The sequence below is a fragment of the Streptomyces sp. NPDC104367 genome (assembly GCF_055583825.1).
On sequence record NZ_JBVJND010000002.1, the window covers coordinates 506,627 to 522,110 of the forward strand.

Annotated in this window: 16 protein-coding genes; 7 read left to right on the forward strand and 9 right to left on the reverse strand. The window is 72.5% G+C overall.

The window, feature by feature from the left end:
• Positions 1-129 precede the first annotated feature (129 nt).
• Entirely contained in the window at positions 130-1,485 is a 1,356-nt protein-coding gene (locus ACZ619_RS05135; protein ID WP_469594265.1) for an NAD(P)/FAD-dependent oxidoreductase, read from the forward strand.
• A gap of 162 nt (positions 1,486-1,647) precedes the next feature.
• On the opposite strand, the gene ACZ619_RS05140 is transcribed toward ACZ619_RS05135, so the two are convergent.
• A complete protein-coding gene (locus ACZ619_RS05140) occupies positions 1,648-3,141 on the reverse strand; it encodes a regulator (RefSeq protein WP_469594268.1) in 1,494 nt (497 codons plus the stop codon).
• Between the two features lie 247 nt (positions 3,142-3,388).
• Here ACZ619_RS05140 and lipB point away from each other — a divergent pair, with 247 nt between their 5' ends.
• The 4 genes from lipB to ACZ619_RS05160 all read left to right on the forward strand — a co-directional run bounded on the left by lipB (position 3,389) and on the right by ACZ619_RS05160 (position 6,463).
• Positions 3,389-4,189: a lipoyl(octanoyl) transferase LipB gene (gene lipB, locus ACZ619_RS05145; protein WP_469594270.1), complete on the forward strand. Its 801-nt coding sequence runs from the start codon at positions 3,389-3,391 to the stop codon at positions 4,187-4,189.
• Positions 4,190-4,264: 75 nt separating this feature from the next.
• Positions 4,265-5,230 (forward strand): lipoyl synthase, encoded by a 966-nt coding sequence (lipA, locus tag ACZ619_RS05150; RefSeq protein WP_469594272.1) that lies wholly within the window; start codon positions 4,265-4,267, stop codon positions 5,228-5,230.
• Between the two features lie 238 nt (positions 5,231-5,468).
• Entirely contained in the window at positions 5,469-5,681 is a 213-nt protein-coding gene (locus ACZ619_RS05155) for an SCO2195 family GlnR-regulated protein (protein WP_469594275.1), read from the forward strand.
• Positions 5,682-5,761: 80 nt separating this feature from the next.
• Positions 5,762-6,463: a DUF4191 domain-containing protein gene (locus ACZ619_RS05160; protein ID WP_469594277.1), complete on the forward strand. Its 702-nt coding sequence runs from the start codon at positions 5,762-5,764 to the stop codon at positions 6,461-6,463.
• A 91-nt stretch (positions 6,464-6,554) separates the two neighbouring features.
• Here the strand turns inward: ACZ619_RS05160 and ACZ619_RS05165 are convergent, their stop codons facing one another.
• Complete coding sequence (locus ACZ619_RS05165) at positions 6,555-7,667, reverse strand: ferritin-like domain-containing protein (RefSeq protein ID WP_469594280.1); 1,113 nt, start codon at positions 7,665-7,667, stop codon at positions 6,555-6,557.
• 294 nt (positions 7,668-7,961) lie between these two features.
• Between ACZ619_RS05165 and ACZ619_RS05170 the strand changes: the two genes are divergently transcribed.
• Both ACZ619_RS05170 and ACZ619_RS05175 read left to right on the forward strand, forming a co-directional pair.
• Complete coding sequence (locus ACZ619_RS05170) at positions 7,962-9,053, forward strand: right-handed parallel beta-helix repeat-containing protein (protein WP_469594282.1); 1,092 nt, start codon at positions 7,962-7,964, stop codon at positions 9,051-9,053.
• 115 nt (positions 9,054-9,168) lie between these two features.
• A complete protein-coding gene (locus ACZ619_RS05175; protein WP_469594517.1) occupies positions 9,169-10,164 on the forward strand; it encodes a methyltransferase in 996 nt (331 codons plus the stop codon).
• 75 nt (positions 10,165-10,239) lie between these two features.
• Here the strand turns inward: ACZ619_RS05175 and ACZ619_RS05180 are convergent, their stop codons facing one another.
• The 7 genes from ACZ619_RS05180 to ACZ619_RS05210 are packed head-to-tail and all read right to left on the reverse strand — an operon-like array spanning position 10,240 to position 15,400.
• Positions 10,240-10,572, reverse strand: a complete 333-nt coding sequence (locus ACZ619_RS05180; protein ID WP_469594285.1) for a TcmI family type II polyketide cyclase — start codon at positions 10,570-10,572, stop codon at positions 10,240-10,242.
• A 31-nt stretch (positions 10,573-10,603) separates the two neighbouring features.
• Complete coding sequence (locus tag ACZ619_RS05185) at positions 10,604-11,083, reverse strand: SRPBCC family protein (protein ID WP_469594287.1); 480 nt, start codon at positions 11,081-11,083, stop codon at positions 10,604-10,606.
• A gap of 1 nt (position 11,084) precedes the next feature.
• Complete coding sequence (locus ACZ619_RS05190) at positions 11,085-11,336, reverse strand: acyl carrier protein (protein WP_469594288.1); 252 nt, start codon at positions 11,334-11,336, stop codon at positions 11,085-11,087.
• 44 nt (positions 11,337-11,380) lie between these two features.
• The gene (locus ACZ619_RS05195; RefSeq protein WP_469594290.1) at positions 11,381-12,625 is read right to left on the reverse strand and encodes a ketosynthase chain-length factor; all 1,245 of its coding nucleotides are present in this window, start codon (positions 12,623-12,625) and stop codon (positions 11,381-11,383) included.
• Complete coding sequence (locus tag ACZ619_RS05200) at positions 12,622-13,890, reverse strand: beta-ketoacyl-[acyl-carrier-protein] synthase family protein (RefSeq protein WP_469594292.1); 1,269 nt, start codon at positions 13,888-13,890, stop codon at positions 12,622-12,624. Before ACZ619_RS05200 ends, ACZ619_RS05195 begins: the two co-directional genes overlap by 4 nt.
• Positions 13,887-14,300 carry a cupin domain-containing protein gene (locus tag ACZ619_RS05205; protein ID WP_469594294.1) on the reverse strand — a complete coding sequence of 138 codons (414 nt, stop codon included), beginning with the start codon at positions 14,298-14,300 and terminating at the stop codon, positions 13,887-13,889. The genes ACZ619_RS05200 and ACZ619_RS05205 overlap by 4 nt, the downstream gene beginning before the upstream one ends.
• A gap of 38 nt (positions 14,301-14,338) precedes the next feature.
• Positions 14,339-15,400 carry a SchA/CurD-like domain-containing protein gene (locus tag ACZ619_RS05210; RefSeq protein WP_469594296.1) on the reverse strand — a complete coding sequence of 354 codons (1,062 nt, stop codon included), beginning with the start codon at positions 15,398-15,400 and terminating at the stop codon, positions 14,339-14,341.
• Positions 15,401-15,484 lie beyond the last annotated feature (84 nt).

A 15,484-nucleotide genomic window follows, 5' to 3' on the forward strand; every position in this document is an offset into this window, starting at 1 on the left:
GACCGTGCCCTGTTCATGCGCGACTGCCCTCGGCCGATCACCGCCTTAACCTCGACCCGAACTCGGGTATCCCTGGGACCGGTCGGGGGCATCACGTCTCCACCGGACGCGCAATCGAGGAGGGGCCTCGTGCATGAGCCCGCGTACCAGGCGGACGTCGTCATCGTGGGAGCCGGTATCGCCGGACTCTCCGCGGCTCATCGGCTGAACAGCGCAGGAGTAACGACCGCGGTCCTGGAGGCCGCCCCTTACACGGGCGGACGGATGTCGACCGAGAAGGTCGACGGCTTCCGGCTCGACCGGATCGGCCAGCTCCTGTCCACGTCCTACCCGGAGCTACGGCTCACACCGGGACTGGACGCCCTGGTTCTGCGCCGGTTCGCGCCCGGCGTGCTGCTGCATCGCGACGGGCGCAGGCACCGCGCCGGCGCCCCGGCGGGCGGCGGGAGCGCGAGGGGCGCACTGTATGCGGTGCGCGCCCTGGCAAGCGCCCCCAGGGGCCCGGCGGCGGCACCGACCCGGGCGAGCGCGCCGCTGGGCGGCGCGGTCGACCAGGCCCGCCTGGGCGCGGCGCTGGGCCGCCTCGCCGGTACGCCCGTCGAGCGCATCCTCGCCCGCCGCGAACTCCCCGCCGCGCAGGCCCTAGCGGAGCGCGGGGTGTCCGCCCGGACGATCGACGGCTTTCTGCGCCCCCTGCTCGCGGCGCTGCTCTGCGACCCGGAGCTGACGACGTCCAGCCGTTGCGCGGACCTCGCGCTGCGCTCCTTCGCGAGCGGACGCCTGTGCGTGCCGGAAGGGGGCGCCGAGGTCCTCCCGGACCTGCTCGCCCGCGCCCTGCCGCCCGGCACGGTGCACACCGGCGTCCGGGTCACCTCGGTCTCGACGACGTCCGTGACCACGGCCGAGCACGGCGAGATCCGCTGCCGGGCGGTGCTGCTGGCGACGGACGCGCGGGCCGCCGCCGAGCTGCTGCCGGGCCTGCGCGTGCCCGGCTTCCACCCGGTGACGGTGGTCCACCACACGACCGACGAACCGGCGACGCTCACGACCGGCACGTCGCTGCTGCTGGACGCCGACCGGGGCGGCCCCGTCGCGCACACCTGCGTCGTCAGCAACATCGACCCCGGCCGGGCGCCGCAGGGCCGCGCCCTGATCTCCTCGACGGTCCTCGGCGCACCGCCGTCGGACGTCGACACGGCGGTCCGCATGCACCTCGCCCGCCTCTACGGCACGTCGACGCGCCGCTGGGAGACCCTCGCGGTCCACCACACCCCCGAGGCGATCCCGGCGATGCGCCCCCCGCACGACCTCCGCCGCCCCGTCCGCCTCCTCGCCGGCCTCTACGTCTGCGGCGACCACCGCGACACCAGCACGGTCCAGGGAGCCCTCCACTCGGCCCACCGCGCCTCGGCCGCGATCCTGGCGGACCTGGGCGCGTCGGGCTCCATGCACTGCGCCGAACCCGTCCAGCGCAGGGCCGCGTAAGAGACCCGGGGGCGCGAGGAATCGCGCGACCGGCCACGACGGCGCGGCGCCGAACCGAGCACCGCCACCCGCAACAGCGGGTGGCGACCCCGGCCCGGCACCGCGATGCACACCGTCGTGGCCGGGCGCCGTCGCGGCGGAGCAGAGTGATGGGCGCCCCGCTCAGCTCAGCGCCGCGATCTTCTCGCGGTAGCCCTTGACCGGGGCCGCGTCCTTGTAGGGCTCCAGCCGGCGTTCGAAGTCCCTGACGTACTCGGTCGCGCGGACCGAGCGCATCTCCACGGCGGCGCCCGCCGCCTCCGCCCCGAGCGCGCACGCCTGGTCGAGTTCACCGAGGCCCAGGCGGGCGGTGGCGAGGACGACGCGGCAGAAGAGGCGGCTGCGGGCGTAAGAGGGCGCACGCAGTTGCAGCGAGCGCTCCGCGTGCTGCGCGGACGCCCGGAACTGCTGGAGGTCCCGGTGGCAGTGGCCGAACTCGTCGGCCAGCTGCGCCTCGTCGAAGAAGCGCGCCCAGTAGGGGACGTCGTCGCCGGGCCGGGCCGCCTCCAGGGCGCGTTCCGCGCGGACCAGCGCCCCCGTGCAGGCCCGCACCTCGCCGAGGACCCCGTGCGCGCGGGCCTCGGCCGCGTGCAGGAGCGCCTGCACGACCGGCGGGGCGCTGGTGCCCACCCCCTGCTGGGCCACGCGCGCGAGCTGCACCGCCTCCCGGCCGTGCCCGAGGTAGACGGCCTGGCGGCTCATGGTCACCAGGACGTAGGAGCCGTAGGCCCGGTCCCCCGCCGCCTGGGCGAGCCGCAGGGACTGCACGAAGTAGCGCTGGGCCAGACCGTGCGCCGCGATGTCGTACGACGTCCAGCCCGCGAGCCGGGTCAGGTCGGCGGCCGCGCCGAACAGCCTGCGCCCGGTCTGCTCCCCGTACGTGCCGCGCAGCATCGGCTCGCACTCGTGCTCCAGGTAGCGCACCAGCGCCTGGCGCGCGTGCCCGCCGCCGTACGCGTCGTCGAGCGTGCGGAAGAGTTCGCCGACGGAGCGGAGCGCGGCGATGTCGCCGCCGGAGACCTTCTGGCCCGGACCGCGTTCGGCCTGTCCGCGCGGGCGCCCCGGCACGGGCGGCACCTGCCGGGGCACGGCGGGCCGGGCCTGCGCCGGCACCCGGACCACCGGAGCCGCCGGGGCGGGTACGGCCGGTGCGGCCGGCTCGCCGCGGGCCACCCTGTCGTCGGCACGGCCGATCAGCCAGTCCCGGCTGGGCACCACGAGCCCGGCCGGGGTGAAGGCGATCTTGCGGAGTTCGGCGTGGCTGCCGGAGTCCTTGCGCCACAGCCCGCCGACGATGTCGACGGCCTCCTCGGGGGTGGCCGCGAACTCCAGCCCGGCGTACACCGGGGCGCACGCGTCCAGGCCGAGGTCCTGGGCGGTGAGCCGGCGGCCGAGGCGCCGGGTGAAGACCTCGGCGATCAGGGCCGGGGTGGTGCCCCGGGGCTGCTGGCCGCGGAGCCACCGGGTGACCGATGTCTTGTCGTATCTGAGATCCAGCCCGTGTTCGAGGCCCAGCTGGTCGACGCGACGGGCCAGACCCGCGTTGGAGAACCCCGCTTCGGCGATGAGCGCGGCGAGCTGGCGGTTGGGGGTGCGCTGCGCGGGTCGGTCGGTCATCTGGAGTGCGGTCTCCTGCCTTCTGGCTCAGCTCGGTGGCTTGTGCCCGGATTGCCGGTGAGCAGCCCTTTTGGCGCTCATGGACGGCGCGAATGTAGCGGAGAGTGAGCAGACCGTCGCATGCTTCGACGTTCATTCATCCGATCGTGTGAGGATTGGCCTCGGGGCTGACGCGGGACGGGCGGACGTACAGTGGCTTGGGCGCGTTACGTGCCTGACGCTCTTTTCGCCGAGGGAGGCGCTTGCCGTGAGCGAGTTGCGGTTCGTCCGGATGGGGTTCGGCACGGACGCCGTCGAGTACCGGGAGGCGTGGGACGAGCAGCGCCGGGTGCACGCGGCGCGCTTCGCCGACGAGGTGCCCGACACCGTGCTGCTGCTCGAACACCCCCCGGTGTACACGGCAGGACGCCGCACCGCGGACAGCGAACGCCCCCTCGACGGCACCCCGGTCGTCGACGTCGACCGCGGCGGCAAGATCACCTGGCACGGCCCGGGCCAGTTGGTGGGCTACCCGATCCAGAAGCTCCCCCGCCCGGTGGACGTGGTCGCGCACGTGCGCCGCCTGGAGGAGGCGCTGATCCGGGTCTGCGCCGAGTTCGGCGTGGCGACCACCCGGGTCGAGGGGCGCAGCGGGGTCTGGGTGCTCGGCGACCCGGTCGAACAGCGGCCGGCGCTCGGCGGACTGTCCCTGGACCTCGATCCGCGCCTGCACGACGAGGAGTTCGACCCGCGGCTGAACGGCCCGGAGTACGCGCCCTCCAACGCCGGCCAGCGCCGCGAGGACCGCAAGATCGCCGCGATCGGCATCCGCGTGGCCAAGGGCGTCACCATGCACGGCTTCGCCCTCAACGTGAACCCGGACAACAAGTGGTTCGACCGCATCATCCCGTGCGGCATCCGGGACGCCGGCGTCGCCTCGCTCGCGGCCGAGCTCGGCCGCGACGTGACCGTCGCGGAGGTGCTGCCGGTGGTGGAACGGCACCTGACGGACGTACTGGAGAACGCGGAACCGCACCCGAGGGTGATCGAGAAGACACCGGCGGCCTGACCACGCCCGCCGGGCATTCGAATCCACGGGCGTACGCTGGAGCACGCCGAAGAATCAATCGCTAGGGAGCCGGTCGTGTCCGCAGTCTCACCCGACGGACGCAAGATGCTGCGCCTGGAGGTCCGCAACAGCCAGACCCCCATCGAGCGCAAGCCCGAGTGGATCAAGACCCGGGCGAAAATGGGCCCCGAGTACACCAAGATGCAGAACCTCGTGAAGAGCGAGGGCCTGCACACGGTCTGCCAGGAAGCCGGCTGCCCGAACATCTACGAGTGCTGGGAGGACCGCGAGGCGACCTTCCTCATCGGCGGCGACCAGTGCACCCGGCGCTGCGACTTCTGCCAGATCGACACCGGCAAGCCCGAGGCGCTGGACCGCGACGAGCCGCGCCGCGTCGGCGAGTCCGTGGTCACCATGGACCTGAACTACGCCACCATCACCGGCGTCGCCCGCGACGACCTGGAGGACGGCGGCGCCTGGCTGTACGCCGAGACGGTCCGCCAGATCCACCAGCAGACCGCGGAGCGCGAGGCCGGCCGCACCAAGGTCGAGCTGCTGGCCCCCGACTTCAACGCCGTGCCGGAGCTGCTGCGCGAGGTGTTCGAGTCCCGCCCCGAGGTCTTCGCGCACAACGTCGAGACGGTCCCCCGGATCTTCAAGCGGATCCGCCCCGGCTTCCGCTACGAGCGCTCCCTGAAGGTCATCACCGAGGCCCGCGACTTCGGCCTGGTCACCAAGTCCAACCTCATCCTCGGCATGGGCGAGACCCGCGAGGAGGTCAGCGACGCGCTGCGGCAGCTGCACGAGGCGGGCTGCGAGCTGGTCACCATCACGCAGTACCTGCGCCCGAGCGTCCGGCACCACCCCGTGGAGCGCTGGGTCAAGCCGCAGGAGTTCGTGGAGCTGAAGGAGGAGGCCGAGCAGATCGGCTTCTCCGGTGTGATGTCCGGGCCGCTGGTCCGCTCCTCCTACCGGGCCGGGCGGCTCTACCAGATGGCCGTCGAGAAGCGCGGCGCGTTCGTCGCGGTGCAGGCGGTCTGACGGCTTCGGCCGACGCACGTGTGAATTCACGCACAAGACGCTACTGGCCAGTAATGACCGAATGGGCGCGGTCCTGACCGTCCTCGCTGATGAGGACGTATGTCAGGGCCGCGTTCGGGTTCCGGACCTGTGCGTCAAGGTTTCATGGGCGTTTGACCGGTCGGTCACGCCCTGGTAACACCAGACAGTGACCCTGGTATCACCGCACTTCCACCCACTTCGAGGGGGGACCATCACCATGCAGGCCGCGCCCGTTCGCGCCACCGCCATCCCGTCCTTCACCGACGCGCTGCGCGCCGTCGAGTCGCTCCTGATGAGCGGCGGCCAGCGCACCGCACGCCAGAACGCCTGGACCTCCGTGCTGGAGGACCGCCGTCGCGCCAAGGACCGGGTCGAGGCGCAGCACTTCCTGGAGCAGGCCGCCGGCCGCTCGGCCGCCGGCCGCTCCTGACGCCCCCTTCCGCGCCCTCCCCGGGCCTTCCCGGGGCACTGCCGTCGTCCGCACTCCCGGGGACACGTAGACTTCGGGGCATGGCGAGGAAGGAACCCGCAGCGGACGCTGCGAATGCCGGGCGACTGAAGCAGATCGCCCTCACGTACAAGATGACCCGCAAGGCCGACAAGGTGATCGGTCTTGTACTCGCGGCTGTCGGTCTCGGCACCCTCGCGGTCTTCCTCGTGATCGGCTTCTTGATCGGCCACCCCGTTTACCTGGGCATCCTGGGCCTGCTGCTCGGCGTCCTGGCGACGGCGATCGTCTTCGGCCGGCGTGCCGAGAAGGCGGCCTTCGGCCAGATGGAGGGCCAGCCGGGCGCCGCTGCCGCCGTTCTGGACAACATCGGCCGGGGCTGGACGACCACTCCGGCGGTGGCGATGAACCGCAGCCAGGACGTGGTGCACCGGGCGGTCGGCAAGGCCGGCATCGTGCTGGTCGCCGAGGGCAACCCGAACCGGGTGAAGACCCTGCTGGCCGCCGAGAAGAAGAAGATGGCCCGGATCGTGGCCGATGTGCCGGTGCACGACGTGATCGTGGGCACGGGCGAGGGCCAGGTCGAGCTGAAGAAGCTGCGGACGACGATGCTGAAGTTCCCGCGCGTGCTCACCGGTCCCCAGGTGACGACGACCAACGACCGGCTGCGGGCCATGGGGGACCTGATGTCCAACATGCCGCTGCCGAAGGGACCGATGCCGAAGGGCATGCGGATGCCCAAGGGCGGGCCTCGGGGGCGGTAGGACCCACCGGCAGGACGCCTACGACATCAGGCGCGGCGGTCGCTCGGCGACCGCCGCGCCCTCGTCGTTTCCCGCGCCCCTGCGGGGCGCTTCACAGGGCCCGGAACTGGGGGCCGTAGGTGCCCGGGGCGTTCGGGAGCGGGGTCTCCATGAGCTGGAGCGCCGGGTCCTCCAGGGACCTCATCGCGCGCACCGCCGTGCCGAGGCTGCGGGGGCCGCCGCCGCCCCAGGCCGCGTCCAGGGCGTTCAGCACGTCGGTGTAGGCGGTGTCGAACCGGCTCAGGAGGCGCTGGACGTCCTCCGCCGGGTGCGGCCGGCCGCCCGCCGGGACGCGGGCCATCGGGCGGGTGTCGGGGAACGGGACCGGGGTGCCGGTGAAGTGCCAGCCGTCGGCCGCCTGGCGCAACTGGCGGCCGTGGTAGATCTCGGCGAAGGCGTAGTAGTGGGCCGGGTGGTCGTTCTCGAAGGTGTCGGCCGGGGAGCCGGCCGTGCCCTCGCCCTGCTCCCTGATGATCTCGATCGAGCGTTCCACGTCGTCCAGGCCGGTCGCCGGCCGCAGTTCGTCGGTGCCGATGGTGTCGGAGAGCTGGCCGTCCGCCGACAGGTCCGGGGCCGTGCGGCGGAACGCCCCCAGCAGGTCGCCGTAGAAGTCGCCGATGCCGGGTGCGGGGTGGTCGTCGCGGGCCAGGGGGTCGTCGGGGGCCTCGATGGCCATCATCACGTCGCGTACGAAGTCCCGGGTCAGGCCGGAGAGGTAGACCTCCAGGCCGGGGCGGACGCCGCCGGGCAGCGGGCCGGGGTAGCGCGGCGCGGCCGCCCTGACGCGCGGGCGGCCGCCCACCGCGACCAGCAGGTTGCAGACCACGCCCAGGTGGTACATCTCGTCGCCGACGACGCGCTGGATCAGCCGCGCGGCCGCGCCGCCGCGGTCCCTGACGGACCACCAGGCGCACAGGTAGGGCGGGATGGTGGAGAGCTCCAGCGCCACGGCCACCTGGAGGGCCGCCCGGAGCCAGTCGACCCCGCGGGCGGGCTCGGGCACGTCGAGCAGACGCGCCACGGCGCCGCGGCCGGCACGCTCGGCCCGGACGACGCGGTCGGGCGCACCGCCGCCCGGCGGCACGGGAGCGGCGCCCGCCGCCAGGGCCGCGGCCGAGGCCAGCACGCTTCTGCGGCCGACCGAGCCGTCCGGTTCGGTCCGCACACCCACCACGCCAGCCGCACCCGCCGCACCCCCGGAACCCGCCCCGCCCACCACACCAGCAGCACCCACCGCACCCTCGGAGCCCGCCGCACCCGCTGCCTCTGCCGCGCCCGTCGCACCCGTCGTAGCCGTCACTTCGTCTCCGTTCCCGGCCGGTCAACAGCTCGCGAAGCTAACAGCCGGGAGCCCCGTTCCGGGGGTGGCCGGGCCCTCGGCCGGCGACGGCCCGGATGACACGCCGCCGAACGGAGCATCCAGGCGGTTATCGGGTCATCCGCTCCTAGCCTTCCCCATGTGACAAAACGCCATATCACATACCTCGCGTGCAGCGCCGCCCTGTGCGGCTCCCTCCTCGGCGCCGCCCCGGCGTCCGCCGCCCACCGCATCCACTGGGTGCACCCTGGCCAGTCGATCCAGAAGGCCGTGGACGCCGCCCGGCCCGGCGACACCGTGCTCGTACTGGCCGGCACCTACCGCGAGAGCGTCAAGGTGACGACGCCGGGTCTCACCCTGCGCGGGGTGGGCCCGCAGACCGTGCTCCAGCCGGCCGCGAAGACCAAGGGCGGCATGAAGGGCGGCATGAAGGCCGCCGAGAAGTCCTGCGCCGAGATGGGCAACGGCATCTGCGTCGTCGGCACCAAGAAGCAGCCCGTCGAGGACGTCACCATCGCCCGTATGACCGTCACCGGGTTCTCCCGGATCGGCGTCATGGCGGTGGGCGCGGCCGACCTGAACGTGCACGGCGTGGCCGCCGTGAAGAACGGGCAGTGGGGCCTCGCCGAGGAGCGGTCGGTGCGCAGCACCTACCGGAACAACGTCGCCCGGAACAACGGTGACGCGGGACTGTTCCTCGCCAACTCCGTCACCACGGAGAAGGGCGCCGTCGACACCCACGGCACGGTGGTCGAGCACAACCTGCTGGAGGGCAACCGGATCGGCGTCACCGTCCGCCGGCTGCGCAACCTGACCGTCGCGGACAACTCGGTCACCGGCAACTGCGCGGGCGTGTTCGTCGTGGGCGACGAGAACAAGCCCAAGGCGGGCAACATCACGGTCTCCGGCAACCAGGTCGTGAAGAACAACAAGTACTGCCCGAAGACCGCCCGGCTGGCCTTCCTCCAGGGCTCCGGCATCGTGCTGACGGGCACCGAGAACACCCTGGTCACCCGGAACCTGGTCACCGGCAACTCCGGCAGGTCCCCGCTGTCGGGCGGTGTCGTGATCTTCAAGAGCTTCGTGGGCGCCACCAGCGACAAGAACCAGATCACCGGCAACAGCCTGTCGGAGAACAGCCCCGCCGACCTGGTCAACCAGGAAGCCACCAAGCACGGCAACGCCTTCAAGGGCAACACCTGCAAGAAGTCCAAGCCCGCGGGTCTGTGCTGACCGGTCGGCCGTACGACACCCCCACAAGGAAGGAAGGCGGCACATGACCGCACCAGCACGCGACCTCTCCGCGCCGGCGAAGGAGCTGTCGAAGGAGGACGCTCCGCCGCCGTCGATGCGGCTGCGCGAGCTCGTGTTCGGGGCGGCCTGTGCCGCCGCCGTCCGCGCGGCCGCCCGGCTGCGCGTCGCCGACGCCCTCGGCGACGCCCCGCTGACCGTGGAGAGCCTGGCGGCCGCGGTGAGGACGGACCCGAAGCCGCTGCGGCGGCTGCTGCGCGCCCTGTCCTGCTACGGCGTCTTCGCCGAGCGCCCGGACGGGACGTTCGCCCACACCGAGACCTCCCGGCTGCTGCGCGAGGACGACCCGCACAGCCTGCGCTACATCGCCCTGTGGTGCACCGAGCCGTGGACCTGGGACGCCTGGCCGAAGCTCGACGAGGCCGTGCGCACCGGCCGCAACGTCGTCGAGGACCTCTACGGCAAGGAGTTCTTCGCCTACCTGAACGAGGACGCGCCGGAGTCGGCGGACGTCTTCAACCGGGCGATGACCACCTCCAGCGAGCAGTCGGCCCGCGAGGTCGCCGCGCTGCTCGACCTGTCCGGCAGCCGGTCGGTCGCCGACCTCGGCGGCGGGCAGGGGCACGTGGTGGCCAGCCTGCTGGACAAGTACCCGGCGATGCGGGGCTACCTGCTGGATCTGCCGAAGGTGGTGGAGAAGGCGCTGCCCCGGCTGCGCGAGGGCGGTGATCTCGCGGACAGGGCGCGGATCGTGCCGGGTGACATCCGTGAGTCGGTGCCGGTCGACGCGGACGCCTACATCATCAAGAACATCCTGGAGTGGGACGACGAGTCCACCGCGCGGCTGCTCGCCAACGTGGTGGCGGCGGGCGGTCCCGGGGCCCGGGTCGTGGTCATCGAGAACCTGGTCGACGACAGCCCGTCGATGCGGTTCAGCACCGCGATGGACCTGCTGCTGCTCCTGAACGTCGGCGGTGCCAAGCACACCACCGACAGCATGGTGCGCCGGCTGACCGAGGCGGGGCTGACGGTCGGCGACGTCCGTCCGGTCAACCCGTACCTGCACGCCTTCGAGTGCACGGTGAGCGGCTGATCCGCCGCTCCCCCGCACACGCCGGTGCCGGGCCCGCGTCGTACGCGGGTCCGGCACCGTTGGCTGGACGGCGGGTCAGGCGCCGCCGTCGCGCTCCCAGAGGTAGAAGCGCTGTGCCATCGCGTCCTTCGGGGAGCGCCAGGTCTGCGGGTCGTACGCGCTGACGTACGCCGTGAGACGGTCGCTGACGTCCCTGAAGTCGGGGTGCGAGGTGACCTTGGCGATGGCCGGTCCCGGCTCGCGCTCGGACTCGATGAGGTGCATGTACACATCACCGAACTGGAAGAGGCTGCGCCGGACCACGCCGACGAGGTTCGGCAGCTCTCCCCGGTCGGACTCCGCGAACACCTTGGCGATGTCGGGTGCGGAGCCCGGGGCCATGCGGGCGACGATCAGGGCCTGGTGCACGGTGTCTCTCCTGTCGTACGGCTCGTGCGGCTCAGTCGGCCAGGGCCGGGTCGGGACGGCGGCCGGTGGCCGCCTTCTCGATCTTGTCCCGGATCAGGGCCATCTGGACCTTGGAGTTCCTGTTGATGTTGTCGGTCATCCACTCGTCGTCGACGGGGGCTTCCGGCTTCATCGCGAAGTCCTGGGTCCAGACCATGCGGGTGCCGGCCGGGACCTCCTCGTAGCGCCAGTGGATGTTCATGTGCGCGAAGGGGCCGGTCTCGACGCGGCGGGCCCGGACGCTGAGGTCCGCGCGGTCCGTCTCGCGCTCGGAGACCCAGCTCCACACCTTGCCGTTCTCGTCGGGGTGCATGGTCAGCCGGAAGGTGACCCGGTCGCCCTGCTCCTCCAGGATCTCGGCGCTGGCGTACTCGCTGAACAGCTGGGGCCAGTTGGCCACGTCGTTGGTCATGTCCCAGACCAGGTCGACGGGGGCGGCGATGGTGATCTCGTTCTGGGTGTGTCCGGTCATGTCAGGCTCCCGCGGGCATGGCGCTGTTGACGAGGTCGAGGAACTGGCGGGGCGTCTTGCACCGCTCGGCGTCGACCGGCATCGGCACGCCGTGCCGGTTCTCCAGCTCGCCGACGATGCCGAGCAGGCCGAGCGAGTCGACACCGAGGGCGTCGAAGCCGCTGTCGGCGCGCTCCTGGAGGTCGGCCGGGGCCACGGTGACGCCGGCGGCCTTCTTCATGAGTTCGGACAGTTCGTCCACGGTGATGCTCATAGGGACTCCTTCTGCTTCGCTGCTGGGCAGCTGGTGTGTTCGACTCACCCGGCCGCGCCGTGGCGCAGCACGAGTGCCGAGTTCGACCCCATGAGGCCCCGGCTGAGCACCAGCGCGGTGCGCGGCCGCGCGGCGCGGGCGCTGCCGGTCACGAGGTCGAGGTCGTGGCAGATGTCGAAGACGCCCGGGGTCGGCGGGATCAGCCCGTGTTCCATGGCGAGCACCGCGGCGGCGGTGTCGAGGACGGGGGCCGCGCAGTAGCCGCGGCCGATCCCGGTCTTGGGTGCGGTGACCGGCACGCGTCTGCCGTGCGCGCCGAGGACGTCGGTGATGGCCAGTGCCTCCGCCCGGTCGGCCTCCGGGACGCCGAGGGCGTCGGCGAAGACCACGTCGACCTCCTCCGGGGCGCAGCCGGCCTCGGCGAGGGCGCCGCGGATCGCCTGGGCGAGCCCGGCCCTGGACTCGGCCCAGCGGGAGGCCCCGGTGAAGGTCGACGCGTGGCCGTCGAGGGTGGCCCGCACCGGCAGTCCGCGCTCCCGGGCGGAGCCGGTGTCCTCCACGACGAGCATGGCGCCGCCCTCGGCCGGTACGAACCCGCAGGCCTGTTCGGTGAACGGGCGGTAGGCGCGGGCCGGGTCGGTCTCCCGGCTGAGCTCCTCGTAGCCGAGCTGGCAGACCACCGAGTAGGGAGCTATCGGCGCCTCGGTGGACCCGGCCACGATGACGTCCGTGCCGCGCCGCACCGCGCGGGCGGCGTGGGCGAGGGCGTCCAGGCCGCCGGCCTCGTCGGCGGCGACCACCGAGCAGGGTCCCTTGAAGCCGCGCCGGATGGAGATCTGGCCGGTGCTGGCCGCGTAGAACCAGGCGATGGACTGGTAGGGGCCGACGAACCGGCTGCCCTTGCCCCACAGCTGCTGGAGTTCGCGCTGGCCGAACTCGCCGCCGCCGGAGCCGGCCGCGGTGACCACGCCGACGTCGAACGGGGCGCCGTCGGTGTCGGCGCGGCCGAGCCGGGCGTCCTCCAGTGCCAGGTCGGCCGCGGCCATCGCGAAGTGCGTGAAGCGGTCGGTCTGGACGATGAGGCGTTCCTCGACGGCGGCCGCGGGGTCGAAGTCGCGGACCTCGCCGGCCACCTTCATGGGCAGGTGCTCGCAGCCCTCGCGGGTCACCTTGTCGAGGACGTTGCGGCCTTCCTGGACGGATTTCCAGAAGGTCTCGGTGCTGCTTCCGTTGGGCGCGACGACACCGATGCCGGTGACGGCCGCCCGCCGAGGTCGGGGTCCGCTCATCGTGTCCTTCCTCTCGGCCGGGTCAGGATCACCGCGGACTGGAAGCCTCCGAACCCGCTGCCGACGGAGAGGACGCCGTTCAGGGTCCGCTCGCGGGCGACGCGCGGCACGTAGTCGAGGTCGCACTCGGGGTCGGGGGTCTCGTAGTTCGCGGTGGGAGGGACGACCTGGTGGGCCAGGGCGAGCACGCAGGCCACGACCTCGATGGCGCCGATGGCACCGAGCGAGTGGCCCACCATGGACTTGATGGAGCTCATCGGCGTGCTGTACGCGTGCTGTCCGAGCGCCTTCTTGACGGCGGCGGTCTCGTGGCGGTCGTTCTGCCGGGTGCCGGAGCCGTGCGCGTTGACGTAGTCGATGGCGGTGGGGTCGAGGCGGGCGTGGTCGAGGGCGGTCTCGATGGCGCGGGCCATCTCCAGGCCCTCGCTGGTGAGGCCGGTCATGTGGTAGGCGTTGCCGAAGGTGGCGTAGCCGTCGAGCTGGCAGTAGATGTGCGCGCCGCGGGCCTTGGCGTGCTCCAGCTCCTCCAGGACGAGCACCGCGCCGCCCTCGCCCATGACGAACCCGTCGCGGCGGTTGTCGAAGGGGCGGGAGGCGTGCTCGGGGTCGTCGTTGTTCGGGGAGGTGGCCTTGATCGCGTCGAAGCAGGCCATGGTGATCGGGGAGATCGGGGAGTCCGAGGCGCCGGCGATGCAGATGTCGGCGCGGCCCTCCTGGACGGTGTGGAAGGCGTAGCCGACGGCGTCCAGGCCCGAGGTGCAGCCGGTGGAGACGGTCTGTACCGGACCCTGGGCGCCGAATCGTTCCGCCACCGCGGAGGCGAGGGTGCTCGGGGAGAACGCCCGGTGCAGCTGCGGCTGCGCCTGCCGGTGGTCCACGTCCCAGCGCTCACCCGCGCCGCTCACCAGGACGTAGTCGTGCTCCAGGCGGGTGGTGCCGCCCACGGCCGTGCCCAGGGAGACCCCGATCCGCCAGGGGTCCTCCCGGCCGAGGTCGAGACCGGAGTCCCGGACCGCCTCGTCGCCGGCGACGAGGGCGAACTGTATGTAGCGGTCCGCCCGCTCGATCTCCTCGGCGTCCAGGCCGTGGGCCGCCGGGTCGAAGTCGCACTCGGCGGCGATCCGCGACCTGAGGCTCGACGGGTCGAAGAAGGTGATGCCGCGCGTCGCGGTCCGGCCCGAGGCGAGCAGATCCCAGAACGCCGGTACGCCCACACCCCCCGGAGCCACGATGCCTATGCCCGTAACCGCCACGCGCCGGGTCACGACCGGACCTGCCCCACGGCGACGGCTTCCGTCTCCTCGGTGTCGACGTGCCCGAGCGCCGGGCGCGGGGCCAGCGGGCCGAGGTGGAACACCAGGCGCGCCTCGACGTCGCCGACGTTGCGGAAACGGTGCTTCATGTTGATCGGGATCATCAGCCCCTGCTCGGGCCGCAGCGGGTGCGGTTCGCCGTCCAGGTCGACCTCCAGCTCACCGCAGACGACGTACACGAACTCCTCGGAGTACGGGTGGTAGTGCTCGCCGATGCGGTCGCCCGGCTGCACGAGGGCCACCCCCATGAAACCGCTGGTGGAGCCCACCGTGGCGGGGGTGAGCATGGCGCGCAGGTCTCCGCCGCGCCGGGTGTTCTGCTCGACCTCGCTGAGGTCCACGATCTTCGGAATGGGCTGCATAGTTGCGTTCCTCCCTGGGTGTGATGCGGCGGTGGGGGTCAGGCGTCCGGCGAGCGGCGGTCGGTGACGAGCTGCATCCGCACCGCTTCGCCCTCCAGCAGCTCGGCGAGCGCGGGCGCCGGGGTGGCGTCCACGGCCGCGCCGGGCCGGTGGTCGAGCAGCCGTACGACGACGTCGTCGCGCTGGAAGATCGTGCTGCGCAGGACCGGGTTGGCCGGGTCCTCGGCCGCGGCCTCGTCGTGCTGGGCGAGCAGCTCCGCGAGCCGCATCCCGCGGTCGGGGCGGGCCGGGTAGCAGAGCGCGTGCCGCTCGCCCTCGGCCAGCTCGTCGGCGGTGACGTGGTGGACGGCCGGCAGCGCCGCCCGGGTGAAGAACACCCGTGCGGACTCGGGATCGTTGAGGTCCCGCTCCTGCTCCAGGTAGGGGTTGATGGCCTCCTCGACGGCCCGCACCTCGGGCTGCCGGGCGACGTGGCGCAGGGCGGCCAGCAGGTCGCCGCGCACCTCGATGGCGCGCACCACCCGGTTGCCGTGCATGAACAGGGAGGTGCGGCAGAGCCGGGTGGTGTCGTCGACCTTGGCCTCGGGCGAGGAGTAGTCCGCGAGGATCCGCGCGACCTTGGCCTCGCTGCCGGGCCGGACCGTGAAGGTGAGCGCGTGCCGGATCACTCCGTCGCCCATCCGGGGCGCGGCCTGCAGGGTGCGCTCGGCGTCCGCCGCCGGGCCGCCGGTCTCCCGTACGACGTGGAAGCGGAGCGAACGGGTGTCGCGGACGCAGTTGTGGAGCGGCTTGACCATCTCCACGTGCTCCTCGCTGTTCACCCAGGCGAGGAACGGCGGGGCGCTCTCCCACTCGCTGGTGATCAGCCACTGGGAGGGGTTCTCGATCGACTGGCAGAGCTGGTCACTCACATGGCCGGGCACCTGGGCGACCTGGTTGCACAGCTGCTCGTAGGCCTCCAGGAACTGCTGCTGCGCGCCGTCGTAGACGTCCACCAGCAGCACGACCCGGAGCCGGGAGCCGTCGAAGACGGACTGGGAGACCCGTTTCGACACCGGCCGGGTCAGCGTTTCCGAAACCTTTTCCGAGATCGTCGTCATGGTTGGCACATCTCCTTCGCGGGGGCAGCGGCGGGCCTTCGCCGATGACGCGGCGTCAGCGCTTCTTGATCCTGTGCCGGTCCC

What these genes read in the sequence shown, in the direction of transcription:
- ACZ619_RS05185 (WP_469594287.1), bottom strand. Translation starts at nt 11,083, where the DNA reads ATGACCGGACACACCCAGAACGAGATCACCATCGCCGCCCCCGTCGAC.
- ACZ619_RS05190 (WP_469594288.1), bottom strand. Translation starts at nt 11,336, where the DNA reads ATGAGCATCACCGTGGACGAACTGTCCGAACTCATGAAGAAGGCCGCC.
- ACZ619_RS05205 (WP_469594294.1), bottom strand. Translation starts at nt 14,300, where the DNA reads ATGCAGCCCATTCCGAAGATCGTGGACCTCAGCGAGGTCGAGCAGAAC.
- ACZ619_RS05210 (WP_469594296.1), bottom strand. Translation starts at nt 15,400, where the DNA reads ATGACGACGATCTCGGAAAAGGTTTCGGAAACGCTGACCCGGCCGGTG.
- ACZ619_RS05160 (WP_469594277.1), top strand. Translation starts at nt 5,762, where the DNA reads ATGGCGAGGAAGGAACCCGCAGCGGACGCTGCGAATGCCGGGCGACTG.
- ACZ619_RS05140 (WP_469594268.1), bottom strand. Translation starts at nt 3,141, where the DNA reads ATGACCGACCGACCCGCGCAGCGCACCCCCAACCGCCAGCTCGCCGCG.
- ACZ619_RS05155 (WP_469594275.1), top strand. Translation starts at nt 5,469, where the DNA reads ATGCAGGCCGCGCCCGTTCGCGCCACCGCCATCCCGTCCTTCACCGAC.
- ACZ619_RS05175 (WP_469594517.1), top strand. Translation starts at nt 9,169, where the DNA reads ATGCGGCTGCGCGAGCTCGTGTTCGGGGCGGCCTGTGCCGCCGCCGTC.
- ACZ619_RS05195 (WP_469594290.1), bottom strand. Translation starts at nt 12,625, where the DNA reads ATGAGCGGACCCCGACCTCGGCGGGCGGCCGTCACCGGCATCGGTGTC.